This window comes from Pseudomonas sp. C11, from assembly GCF_034683865.1.
GTDB lineage: Bacteria > Pseudomonadota > Gammaproteobacteria > Pseudomonadales > Pseudomonadaceae > Aquipseudomonas.
Map to the genome: position 1 here is coordinate 32,786 of NZ_JAWIIP010000005.1, position 12,497 is coordinate 45,282.

Genomic DNA, 12,497 nt, shown 5'->3' on the forward strand with positions numbered 1-12,497 from the left:
ACACGCGCCGGACGCCTAGCGTCCGGCGAATCGTTGCTACGCAGCGCGCGGCAGCGATCAACGGAGACCAACGCTCATGCTGCAAACCATTCTTCCCATTCTGCTCTTCGCTGCCCTGGCACTCGCCGTGCTGGGCGCCTTGAAGCGCTTCCTGATGTGGCGTCGCGGTCGTCCTGCCAAGGTCGACTGGATCGGCGGCCTGCTGAAGATGCCGAGTCGCTACCTGGTGGATCTGCACCACGTGGTCGAGCGCGACAAGTACATGTCCAAGACTCACGTGGCCACCGCAGGTGGTTTCGTGTTGGCGGCAGTGCTGGCCATCGTCGTGCACGGTTTCGGCCTGCATAACCGTATCCTCGGCTTCGCCCTGCTGGCCGCCACGGTGCTGATGTTCGTCGGCGCTCTGTTCGTCGCCAAGCGGCGCCTGGATCCGCCTTCGCGCCTGTCGAAAGGCCCGTGGATGCGCCTGCCGAAAAGCTTGCTGATGTTCGCCGCCAGCTTCTTCATCGCCACCTTGCCGGTTGCCGGCATCCTGCCGGAGAACTTCGGTGGCTGGGTGCTGGCCATCATCCTCGCCGTTGGCGTGGCCTGGGGCGTGTCCGAGCTGTTCTTCGGCATGACCTGGGGCGGCCCGATGAAGCACGCCTTCGCCGGTGCCCTGCACCTGGCCTGGCACCGCCGCGCCGAGCGTTTCGGCGGCGGTCGCTCGACCGGCCTGAAAGCCCTCGATCTGGACAACCCGAAAGCGCCGCTGGGTGTGGAAAAGCCCACCGACTTCACCTGGAACCAGTTGCTCGGCTTCGACGCCTGCGTACAGTGCGGCAAGTGCGAGGCCATGTGCCCGGCCTTCGCCGCCGGCCAGCCGCTGAACCCGAAGAAACTGATCCAGGACATGGTCATCGGCCTGGCCGGTGGCAATGACGCCAACTTCGCCGGATCGCCCTACCCCGGCAAGCCACTGGGCGAACACAGCGGAGGCCCGCATCAGCCGATCGTGTCGCTGCAAGGCAAGGCCCTGGTGGATGCCGAGACCCTCTGGTCGTGCACCACCTGCCGTGCCTGCGTCGAGGAATGCCCGATGATGATCGAGCACGTCGATGCCATCGTCGACATGCGCCGTCATCTCACCCTGGAAAAGGGCGCCACGCCGAACAAAGGCGCCGAGGTGCTGGACAACCTGATCGCCACCGACAACCCGGGCGGCTTCAACCCGGGCGGTCGCCTGAACTGGGCCGCCGACCTGAACCTGCCGTTGCTGGCGGACAAGAAAGAGACCGACGTGCTGTTCTGGGTCGGTGATGGCGCCTTCGACATGCGCAACCAGCGCACCCTGCGCGCCTTCGTGAAGATCCTCAAGGCTGCCGACGTCGACTTCGCCGTACTTGGCCTGGAAGAACGCGACAGCGGCGACGTGGCGCGCCGCCTGGGTGACGAGGCGACCTTCCAGAACCTGGCCAAACGCAACATCGCCACACTGGCCAAGTACCGCTTCAAGCGCATCGTCAGCTGCGATCCGCACAGCTTCCACGTGCTGAAGAACGAATACGGCGCACTCGGCGGCAACTACCAGGTTCTGCACCACAGCACCTTCATCGAAGAGCTGGTGCGCAAGGGCTCGCTGAATCTCGGCCAGAGCAAGGCCGCCAGCGTCACCTACCACGATCCGTGCTACCTCGGCCGCTACAACGGCGAGTACGAAGCGCCCCGCGCGGTGCTCAAGGCCATCGGTATCGAGGTCAAGGAGATGGAACGCTCGGGCTTCCGGTCGCGCTGCTGCGGCGGCGGTGGCGGCGCACCGATCACCGACATCCCCGGCAAGCAACGTATCCCCGATATGCGCATGGTCGACATCAAGGAAACGGGCGCCGAGTTGGTCGCCGTCGGTTGCCCGCAGTGCACCGCGATGCTCGAAGGTGTGGTCGCACCGCGTCCGGAGATCAAGGACATCGCCGAGCTGGTTGCAGAAGTGCTGATCGAAGCCACTGAAGTACCGGCCAAGCGGCCCGCCGCCAAGCGCGAAATGGCAGAGGTGCAGTGATGAAGCGACTGCATACAGCAAAGGACGTAGGGCGGGTGCAACCCGCCAACACCTGTACGGCGGGTTGCACCCGCCCTACGCTCACCCTGGAGGCTGTGCAATGAGCGACATCATCCGCCGCGACCCACGCGCCGAGTGGATCGCCCGCAACCGCCTGCACCCGTTGCATGCGTCGATGCAGAAGGCCGAAACCAGCTGGATGGGGCCCAACGGCATCATCCGCAAGAACCCGCATGCCATCGCCGCAGGCTTCATCGGCCCGGCCGGGCTCAAACGTATCGACCGCAGCGGCGCCCAGCAGGGCACCAGCGGCAAACGCAGCAGCGCCAGTGTCGAGGTGCAACTGCCGCTGCACGTCGTCGAGCAACCCGCGTTCCACATCTGCGTGGTGCCGGACATGGTCGGTGGCCGTCTGTCCAGCCATGACAAGGATCTGCTCGGTCTGGCGCGCAAGCTGGCCGGCGATAGCGGTGCCGTAGTCGCGGTGATCTTCGGTGAAGACAAGGAAAGCGCTTTCGACACGGCCGGCGTCGACCGTCTGCTGCGTATCGTCGGCGATGCCTTCGACGGCTACGCCCCGGAAGCTCGCGTACTCGCACTGAGTGCCGTGGAGAGCCAATTGGCACCCCGCCATTGGCTGCTGCCCGACAGCCGCACCGGTGGTGGCGAACTGGGCCGCCGCCTGGCCGCCAAGCTCGGTGAGCGCCCGGCGACACGCGTCTGGCAAGTCGCTGGCGAACAAGCTACTGGCCGTGCCGGCAGTGGCCAGCAGGATATCCAGCGCGCCCTGCCACGTCTGATACTGGCCGCGGCCGAATGCGCCGAGCCGGTCAGCGACACACGCCATGAAGCGCGCAGTCTGGATCTGGGCGAGAAGATCGCTCACAGCCTGCCGCGTATCGAGGATCTCGGCCCGGTGGCCGTGGATCCGGCGCAGATTCCCATGGCCGAAGCCGAGTTCATCCTCTCCGGCGGCAACGGCGTGAAGAACTGGGAGCTGTTCCACCAGGCCGCCGTTGCCCTCGGTGCCACCGAAGGCGCCTCGCGCGTCGCGGTCGACGATGGCTTCATGCCGCGTAATCGCCAGGTCGGCGCCACCGGTACCTGGGTCACCGCCCGCGTCTACCTGGCCGTCGGTATTTCCGGTGCCATCCAGCACCTGCAGGGCATCGGCGCCTGCGACAAGGTGGTGGCGGTGAACATGGATCCCGGCTGCGACATGATCAAACGCGCCGACCTTTCGGTGATTGGCGACTCGGCGGCAATCCTTGCCGCACTGATCGAACGCGTTGCTGCCTGGCGCCAGGAAGGAAAACGTGATGCGGCGTAACCCGAATGCCATCCGGGTTCACCACCAGCTTTCCCGGATTGCATCCGGGCTACGGGGACACCATGACTGATCTGAATATCGTCGCTCTGGTCTCGGTCGGCGCCCACCCGACCTCGGGCCGCCCACGCCGCGCCGAGCAGGACGCCCGCGCGGTGGAGCTTGGCCTGCGCCTGGGCGGTCAGAATCTGCAACTGCTGCACGCCGGCGACCCACAGGCCGAAGCCCTGCGAGGTTATCTGGGCATGGGCCTGGAGCAGCTTGACGTACTGGAACAACCGGAAGGCGCCGACGCCCTGCCGCTGCTGGTCGATTACCTGCAAGGCAGCCGTACGCAGCTGGTGCTGACCGGTAGCCAGGCGGAAACCGGCGAAGGTTCGGGCATGCTGCCCTTCCTGCTGGCCGAGCGCCTGGGCTGGCCGATGGTCGTCGGCCTGGCTGAGGTGGAAAAGGTGGAAAACGGTGTGGCTCAGGTGCTGCAAGCCTTGCCACGCGGTCAGCGCCGTCGTCTCAAGGTGCGCCTGCCGTGCGTCGCCAGCGTCGACAACGCCGCCCCGGTCGCCCGCCAGAGCGCTTTCGGCCCGGCCCGTCGCGGGCAGATCGAAGCCCATGAAGTCACCGTGGTGGATGACACCTTGCTGGCCGAGGCCAGCCTGCAGCCCGCCAAGCCACGACCCAAGCGCCTCAAGGTGATCAAGGCCAAGACCGGTGCGGAACGGATGAAGGCGGCGACGGCCAAAGCCAGCGGTGGTGGCGGCCAAGTGCTCAAGGATGTCTCGCCACAAGACGGCGCGGAAGCTATCTTCAAGCTACTGATTGAGGAAGGCGTCCTGCGTTGACGCCTCAAGCCGAGGAGCTAAGACCATGATGCATACCGATCTGATCGACCAGGAAGATTTCCGCGAGCGCCTGGTAGCGCTGGGCCTGAGCATTCCATCGGGCTCCTCGCCCGAGCAGGCCTGCGAGCTGGCCGTCAGCGGCCTCAGCGCCGAGCGCGCGGTAGCCCTGCGCCGCCTGGTGGAAGAGCTGCTTGGCGGCAGCGCCACGTTGCTACCAAACGTACGCGAAGCCATCAGCAAGCATCTGCTACCGGCGTTGGTGCCGAAACCGGCTTGATCCGCTTAAGACTTGCCGGGTGAGCCGGGAGCGATCCGCCTCGGCCTACCAAAGGCCTGCAAGGCAGAGCTTGGTGGGCTAAAGCCCACCCTACACCGACTACAAACACAACGGGGCGCCACTGGCGCCCCGTTTTCATTGCGGTTCGAGTCAGATTCGTACGCTGGCGAAGGTCGACTCGCCCTGGGCACGATTGAGTGCCAACACCGCACTGGAATTGACCTGCTGCTCCGGAATCGGCAGCAACACCACCAGGTTGTTGCCCTGCTGGCCGGCACGTTCATCGCGCGGCGGAATACCGAAGTACTCGCGGTAGCACTTGGAGAAGTGCGGCGTCGAGACAAAGCCACAGACCGAGGCGACTTCGATGATCGACATGCTGGTCTGCTTGAGCAACTGGCGTGCACGAATCAGGCGCAGCTTCAGGTAGTAACGCGATGGCGAGCAGTGCAGGTACTTCTGGAACAGGCGCTCGAGCTGGCGACGCGAGATGTCGACGAAGCAGGCCAGTTCGTCGAGATCGATCGGCTCCTCCAGGTTGGCCTCCATCAGCGCGACGATTTCCTGCAGTTTCGGCTGGTTGCTGCCGAGCATGTGCTTGAGTGGTACGCGCTGGTGATCCTGCTCGTTGCGGATGCGCTCGTAGATGAACATCTCGGAGATGCCGGCTGCCAGTTCGCGACCATGCTGCTGGCCAATCAGGTGCAGCATCATGTCCATCGGCGCGGTGCCGCCGGACGACGTGTGGCGATTGCGATCGATGGAGAACAGGCGAGTGGTGATGGCGGCACGCGGGAAAGCTTCCTGCATGGACGCCAGACATTCCCAATGCACACTGCAATCGTAACCATCGAGTAGCCCAGCCTTGGCCAACGCCCAACTGCCAGTGCATACCGCACCGAGCTGGCGGCCTTGGCGCGCTTGCAGTTGCAGCCAGCTGACATGCTCGCGCTTGACGGTGTGCTGAATATCCACGCCACCACAGACGATCACCGCATCCAGAACCGGCGCACTGTGGATACCGGCGTCAGGGGTGATCTGCAGGCCGTCGCTGGCAACCACCGGCTGGCCGTCCAGAGTGATGGTATGCCAGCGATACAATTCCTTGCCGGACAACTGGTTGGCCATACGCAGGGGCTCTACCGCCGATGCGAGCGAGATCAGCGTGAAGTTGTCCAACAGCAAGAAGCCGACGGACTGTGGGACACGGTTCTGGGGCTGCGCCCCTTGGCTGAACTGCGACATTGGTGAAGCCCTCACGCTAAGCACGGTATCGACCCGACGGTGAGCGGATCGTGGTTTTGTTATGGCGCTGATTCGAGACCAGCTGGTCACTAAACCCAGGCAAAGCCCATGCCTAAGTTGATCGGCCCTTCAATAAAAAATGACGCACGCGCCATGCGGGCTTTCCAGGCTGCCGTAACACAACTTCGATCCCCCGCAGAGGCCCGGTCTCAAGGGGGTCTGTGCATTTCGGTAGCACTGTCAAAGATAGCGCGTCGTAGCCGGCTGGAGGCAGTAACGGATGGGCGGTAACAGCTGCCATCAAGCCCTGTTCGCCAGCGGATTCGAGCGCACCAAAAGTTGGCGCAAATGACGCTCCTGCCCCAGCTCGGCACAGATAGGTCGCGACACCGAAAAAATGCTCGGCGCCGCCTCTGCTTCGGGCATTTCAGGGGCTCCGTCGGGCGGCACCAACGGCCATATCAGCAACCCTGAGAACGCAGTTGCCAAGTCGCCCACAAAGTGCCGGTGGCACGCTCGCCGAAAAACAGCCAATCGCGCTCGTCGCCACCTCATCACCCGGTTCATCGGGACAGGATCGGCGGCATAACGTCAGTTCTGGATATGCCGAGGTCGCTTTTCCTCAGGCAGGCGGCCCGTCAATTGCTTTGTAGTCCGTGATTCGACCACTCACTTCAGAACAGGCAGGTACGCGCACATGAAAAGGCTCGCTCATTGGCTGCTCGCGTTTGGTTTCCTGTATGGCGCCAGCGCACAGGCTACCGAGGCGCAACGTTGCGAGCTGATCACACTGGCCGATGTCGGTTGGACCGACATCACCATGACCACCGCCGTTGCCCGCCTGGTGCTCACCGACCTGGGTTACCGCACCCAGGTGAAGAGGCTGTCACTACCGGATACCTACCAGTCCCTGGCCGATGGCCAGGTCGATGTCTTCCTCGGCAACTGGATGCCGGCACAGACACAACTGCTGGATCCGCATCTGAAAACCGGGCGCATCGAGAAGCTGCAGACCAACCTGCCAACCGTGCGCTACACCCTCGCCGTACTGGAGCCGGCTTATAACGCCGGCCTGCATGATTTCGCCGACATCCATCGTTTCAAGGATCAGCTTCGTGGCCAGATATTCGGCATCGAGCCAGGCAATGAGGGCAATGGCATGGTCAAGACCATGATCAAGGAGAACGTCTTCGGCCTGGGCGACTTTACCCTCGTTGAAAGCAGCGAGAAGGGCATGCTCAACCATGTCGAGCGCGCCCAGCAGATGGGACGTCCGGCCGTGTTCCTGGGTTGGGAACCGCACCCGATGAACGACAAACTGCGCATGTTCTACCTCTCCGGCGGCGACAAGTATTTCGGCCCCAACTATGGCGCTGCGCAGGTCAACACCGTGGCGCGCGGTGGATTTGCCGAAGAATGCCCGAACGTGGCCCAGCTGTTTCGCAACATGACCTTCACCATCGCTGCCGAAAACCAGCTCATGAGCGGCGTACTCGAAGGCAATACCAACCGTCGACGGGTGGCCAAGCAGTGGATAGAGAACAATCCCGAGCTGGTCAACGGCTGGATTCAGGGCATCAGCAAGCGTCAGTAATGAAAAATCATTAAAATCTTCGAAATAACGGAAAAAACCAGACAAATAAGCTGAAAACAAAGAAAGGTCTTCAGCCTATAACGGCATTCTTCGACAAGGGTGCGCGCGCCCCCAGGTGACGCACAAAAAACCCACACTTCAAAACCGGCAGACGGCGCTTTTGGGTAAAAAATGAACCCTGCCGGCGGTCTCCTGTCAATTTTTTTCAACACAAGCGTAGCCCCCATGAGACGGCGCTTGGAGCGTCATCGAAAGACGGAGAACCGCGCCGCGCGCGGCTTTCAGACTTGACCTGAGGGTAAAAAGGTCTGTTAAGGTTTTTACGCGTGTACCCAATCACCCCATTCGAAATCTCGTGCAGAGAGGAATTTGGCCTCACTCGGCGACCCGATGAAAAATTGGTGCATGCAGAGGACAGCGCTATGTCGTCGCCCAACACGTCAGAGTCGTAAACCGATAACTACGCAGACTCCAAGGCTATATCGTTGAGTCAGCCGATGACGTCGCTGCCGACTCCCAGGGGGAGCGGCAGACCGGGGCCCCACAACCCCGGACCGAAGAACAGATAAGCGCTGGCCCACCAACTTTGCGGGCGCCAGCCCAACAAGAAATTTCGGATGTACGCATGTTCCAGGAAGGAACATGAACCTCCAACGGACTGGATTTCGAAACACTGCCAGAGGGTTTGGAAAGCGGTTTGCAGCACGGCAAGGCAATGCTCACTCATTTACAGGATTCAACGGCGCTACGGTCAGCACGCTCGACCGCCAGCGTGTCGACAGCCTGTGCCCGAGTGTCGCCTCCGCCAGCGCAGCGAAACACTTACCTACCTCGACTTTCAGCAAACACCCACACAGGTATCAGAGCCCTGCCGCAGCTGTTCTACGCTTCGCTGATGCGTGCCCAGCCGTGCCCGTGCCGAAAGGATATCGTTTGAAGGGGAAACGTCCCATGCAGTCTGGAAAGATCGTGGTCGAGCACCTGTACAAGGTCTTCGGCTCAAACCCACAAGAAGCCATCGACCTGCTCAAGGAAGGCTGGAGCAAGGAGAAGATCCTTGCCGAGAAAGGCGCAGTGATCGGCGTCAGTGATGTGTCGTTCAGCGTCGAAGAGGGCGAGATCTTCGTTCTCATGGGCCTGTCCGGTTCTGGCAAATCCACCCTTATTCGCCTGATCAATCGCCTGGTCGAGCCCAGCGCTGGCGATGTTTATATCGATGGGCAGAACGTGGCCAAGCTGCCGCAGTCGCAACTGATCGACCTGCGTCGCCGCGACATGAGCATGGTCTTCCAGTCCTTCGCCCTGATGCCCTCGCGCAGCGTGCTGGACAACGCCGCCTTCGGCCTGGAAGTGGCCGGTATCGGCCGCAAGGAACGCGAGCAGCGCGCCATGGAAGTGCTCGAGCAGGTCGGCCTGGCGCCCTTCGCCAGCAAGTATCCGAACGAACTGTCCGGCGGCATGCAGCAGCGCGTCGGTCTGGCCCGGGCCCTGGCGGTCAACCCGTCGATGATCATCATGGACGAGGCGTTCTCCGCCCTCGACCCGCTCAAGCGCCGCGAGATGCAGGACGTGCTGCTGGAGCTGCAGAAGACCCATCGCCGCACCATCATCTTCGTCTCCCACGATATCGAAGAAGCCATGCGTATCGGCAGCCGCATCGGCATCATGGAAGGCGGCAAGCTGATCCAGGTTGGCACCCCGCAAGAGTTGATCGAAAGCCCAGCCAACGAGTACGTGCGCAACTTCTTCGACACCGTCGACACCAGCCGTTACCTCACAGCAGGCCAGCTCAAGTCCGACAGCGTGCCGACCTACGTGTACAACGGCAAGGCACCGGATGCCACACGCATCTGCAAGGAGCTGCAGGCGCTGGACAAGCACTACGCCTTCATCGTCGACGAGCACAACAACTTCCAGGGCTCCATCAGCCTGGAGAAGATCGCCCTGATGGTCGATGGCGACGATCCCAAACCACTCGAGGCCAATGCGCTCAAACAGGTCGTCCCGGTTCCGGAAGACATGCCGCTTGAAGACGTCATCAGCCGCCTGGTCGACAACGAAGGGCCAATCCCGGTGGTGGACGCCGAAGGTCACTATTGCGGCGCCATCAGCAAGGGGCGTCTGCTGACCCGCCTGCAGGGAGAATCCTATGAGTGACAAGAAACTCGACCTGGGCAGCTGGGTCAACGACGTCGTTCAGCACCTGCTGGATAACTACAGCGGCTTGTTCGACAACATCGGCAAAGTGGTCAGTGGCTTCTCCGAGGGCATCGAAAGCCTGCTGATGCTGCCGCCGGCCTGGCTGCTCATTGCCATCTTCGTCGGCCTCGGCCTGTGGCGCATCGGTGTGCGCTTCGCGGTCTTCACTGCCGTGGCCTTCATCCTCATCGTCATGACCGGCTTCTGGGAGCAGACCGTGGTCACCCTCGGGCTGACCTTCTCCTCGACGCTGATCAGTCTGCTGCTGGGTATCCCGCTGGGTATCTGGGCGGCGCGCAGCGAACGCGTGGCCACCATCATCCGCCCGATCCTCGACTTCATGCAGACCATGCCGGCGTTCGTTTACCTGATCCCGGCCGCGATGCTGTTCGGCCTGGGCCGCGTGCCCGGCATCATCGCCACGGTGATCTTCGCCATGCCGCCCGCCGTGCGCCTGACCAGCCTGGGCATTCGCCAGGTTAACAAGGAAATCGTCGAGGCCGGTCAGTCCTTCGGCTGCACCAGTTCCCAGCTGTTGTTCAAGGTGCAGTTGCCCAACGCCATGCCGTCGATCATGGCCGGGGTCAACCAGACCATCATGATGGCCCTGTCGATGGTGATCATCGCCTCCATGGTCGGCGCCGGCGGCCTGGGTAACGACGTACTGGCGAGTATCCAGCGTCTGGATATCGGTCTAGGCTTCGAGAGTGGTATGGCTGTGGTATTGCTGGCCATCATCCTCGACCGCATCACCGAAAGCTTCGGCACCAAGCAGCCCGTCAAGCGTGGCGTGTTCGCCTGGTTCAGCGGCAAGCTGCAGCGCCAATAACCACTTTTTCACTTCACAGGGAACCGCAGATGAAATCGTTCAAGACCACCGCCGTCATCGGCCTGCTGTCGTGCGCAATGATTCAGGGCGCCATGGCCGCGGAGCCAGCGAGCTGCAAGCAAGTGCGTTTCGCCGAAATTGGTTGGGCCGACATCGCCGCCACCACCGGCGTGGCCATGACTCTGACCGAAGGCCTGGGTTATCAGCCACGCAAGATCATGGCCTCGGTACCGATCGCCTTCACCGGCGTGAAGAGTGGCCAGGTCGACGTCTTCCTCGGCTACTGGGCGCCGTCGATGGACTCGGTCATCGAGCCCTTCCTCAAGGATAACGGCGTCAAGGTACTGCCCAAGGCCAACCTCGAGGGCGCCAAATACACCCTGGCCGTGCCGACCTACGCGGCCGAGGCTGGGCTGAAGAGCTTCCAGGACATCGCCAAGTTCAAGGATCAGTTGGGCGGCAAGATCTACGGCATCGAGCCGGGTAACGACGGCAACCTGCTGATCGACGGCATGATCAAGAAGAACCAGTTCGACCTCGGCGGCTTCCGCATGGTCGAGTCCAGTGAAGCCGGCATGCTGGTGCAGGTCTCGCGCGCCATCAAGAAGAAGGAGCCGGTGGTGTTCCTCGGCTGGGCGCCGCACCCGATGAACACTCAGTACGACATCACCTACCTCTCCGGTGGTGACGATGTGTTCGGCCCAGACTACGGCGCAGCCAAGGTCTACACCGTGGTACCGCCGGATTACGAAGCACGCTGCGGTAACGTCGGCAAACTGCTGAACAACCTGCAGTTCACCGTCGCTCAGGAAAGCCAGCTGATGGAGAAAGTGCTGGAGAAGGAAAATCCGCAGGACGTCGCCAAGGCCTGGATCAAGGCCAACCCGGGCGTTCTGGATCAGTGGCTGAGCGGCGTGACCACCTTCGATGGTCAGGATGGCGTAGCCGCCGTGAAGAAACACGTCGGGCTGTAACAAGCCGCGCCCCGATTCGGGCTTGCTCCTCAGGGGGCGAGCCCGGAAACCTCCTCGCTTAACGCTAGCGGCCCATTTTCGGCCGTGATGGGGAGACCTTGCCCGCGAACCGGCAATCTGCTGCGCAACACGGTTTCGCAAGGCCCGCAATGAGAACGAGCCAGTCAACGATTTTGCAACTGCCACTCAACTGACGGAGCACAACAAACATGCGCGTACTCAAGCAACTCTGCCTCGGCGCTGCCGCCCTGGCCATCGGCATGGGCAGCACTTTCGCTGCCGACAAACCCACCCTGAAAATCGGCTATGTGAACGGCTGGGATGACAGCGTCGCCGTCACCCATGTCGCCGGTGAAATCCTGCAAAGCAAACTGGGCTACACGGTGGAACTGAAGCCGGTCGAACCCGCCATCATGTGGCAGGGTGTGGCCCGTGGCGACCTCGACGTCACCCTCTCCGCCTGGCTGCCCGCCACCCACGGCGAGTACTACGAGAAGCTCAAGGACAAGGTGGAAGTCCTCGGCACCAACTACGCAGGCGCCAAGATCGGCCTGATCGTGCCGGACTATGTGCAAGCCAAGAGCATCGAAGACCTGGAGAAATACGCCAAGGACTTCGACGGCAAGATCACCGGTATCGACGCCGGCGCCGGCGTCATGCGCCGCACCGAAGACGCCATCAAGGAATACAACCTCGCCAGCATCAAGCTGATGCCGAGCTCCGGCCCGGCCATGGCAACCGCCCTGACCCGCGCCGAAAAAGGCCAGAAGGCCATCGTGGTCACCGGCTGGATTCCGCACTGGATGTTCGCCAAATGGAAACTGCGCTTCCTGGAAGATCCGAAGAAAGTCTTCGGTGATGACGAGCACGTCGACACCGTGGCCAACCCTGATCTGAAAACCAAGGCTGCCGACGCGGCTGCCTTCCTCAGCAAGATCTCCTGGAGCGGCGAAGAAGTCGGTTCGGTCATGCTGGCCATCCGCGAAGGCGCCAAGCCGGACGAAGCCGCCAAGGCCTGGATCGCCAAGAACCCGGATCGCGTCGCCGAGTGGCTGAAATAAGGTTATCCAACCTCAAGACGAAGCGGGCTGCGGCCCGCTTCGTCGTTTCTGCTGTTCGCCCGGCGCGCCCGTTTAATTGATCGGACGATCAAAATCCGCCTAGACTGCGCCCTC

10 protein-coding genes are annotated in these 12,497 nt (G+C 62.3%); 9 read left to right on the top strand and 1 reads right to left on the bottom strand.

The genetic code is table 11. The features are described 5' to 3' along the window. Nucleotides 1-76 precede the first annotated feature (76 nt). The 4 genes from dgcB to VC352_RS09710 all read left to right on the top strand — a co-directional run bounded on the left by dgcB (nt 77) and on the right by VC352_RS09710 (nt 4,481). The gene (gene dgcB, locus VC352_RS09695) at nt 77-2,038 is read left to right on the top strand and encodes a dimethylglycine demethylation protein DgcB (protein WP_322979367.1); all 1,962 of its coding nucleotides are present in this window, start codon (nt 77-79) and stop codon (nt 2,036-2,038) included. A 100-nt stretch (nt 2,039-2,138) separates the two neighbouring features. Beyond that, nucleotides 2,139-3,368, top strand: a complete 1,230-nt coding sequence (locus tag VC352_RS09700; protein WP_322979368.1) for an electron transfer flavoprotein subunit alpha/FixB family protein — start codon at nt 2,139-2,141, stop codon at nt 3,366-3,368. Nucleotides 3,369-3,430: 62 nt separating this feature from the next. After that, nucleotides 3,431-4,204, top strand: coding sequence for an electron transfer flavoprotein subunit beta (locus VC352_RS09705; RefSeq protein WP_072423760.1), 774 nt, complete (start codon nt 3,431-3,433; stop codon nt 4,202-4,204). Nucleotides 4,205-4,229: 25 nt separating this feature from the next. Then, the gene (locus VC352_RS09710) at nt 4,230-4,481 is read left to right on the top strand and encodes a hypothetical protein (protein ID WP_322979369.1); all 252 of its coding nucleotides are present in this window, start codon (nt 4,230-4,232) and stop codon (nt 4,479-4,481) included. Between the two features lie 150 nt (nt 4,482-4,631). Here VC352_RS09710 and VC352_RS09715 read toward each other — a convergent pair whose 3' ends face one another. Then, nucleotides 4,632-5,726: a GlxA family transcriptional regulator gene (locus tag VC352_RS09715; RefSeq protein WP_322979370.1), complete on the bottom strand. Its 1,095-nt coding sequence runs from the start codon at nt 5,724-5,726 to the stop codon at nt 4,632-4,634. Between the two features lie 697 nt (nt 5,727-6,423). Here VC352_RS09715 and VC352_RS09720 point away from each other — a divergent pair. The 5 genes from VC352_RS09720 to VC352_RS09740 all read left to right on the top strand — a co-directional run bounded on the left by VC352_RS09720 (nt 6,424) and on the right by VC352_RS09740 (nt 12,383). After that, complete coding sequence (locus VC352_RS09720) at nt 6,424-7,320, top strand: glycine betaine ABC transporter substrate-binding protein (protein ID WP_322979371.1); 897 nt, start codon at nt 6,424-6,426, stop codon at nt 7,318-7,320. A 951-nt stretch (nt 7,321-8,271) separates the two neighbouring features. Beyond that, nucleotides 8,272-9,477 (top strand): glycine betaine/L-proline ABC transporter ATP-binding protein, encoded by a 1,206-nt coding sequence (locus VC352_RS09725; protein ID WP_322979372.1) that lies wholly within the window; start codon nt 8,272-8,274, stop codon nt 9,475-9,477. Further along, the gene (locus tag VC352_RS09730) at nt 9,470-10,348 is read left to right on the top strand and encodes a proline/glycine betaine ABC transporter permease (RefSeq protein WP_322979373.1); all 879 of its coding nucleotides are present in this window, start codon (nt 9,470-9,472) and stop codon (nt 10,346-10,348) included. The genes VC352_RS09725 and VC352_RS09730 overlap by 8 nt, the downstream gene beginning before the upstream one ends. 29 nt (nt 10,349-10,377) lie before the next feature. Further along, entirely contained in the window at nt 10,378-11,322 is a 945-nt protein-coding gene (locus VC352_RS09735) for a choline ABC transporter substrate-binding protein (RefSeq protein ID WP_322979374.1), read from the top strand. A gap of 209 nt (nt 11,323-11,531) precedes the next feature. Beyond that, complete coding sequence (locus VC352_RS09740; RefSeq protein WP_322979375.1) at nt 11,532-12,383, top strand: glycine betaine ABC transporter substrate-binding protein; 852 nt, start codon at nt 11,532-11,534, stop codon at nt 12,381-12,383. The last annotated feature ends 114 nt before the right edge of the window (nt 12,384-12,497 follow it).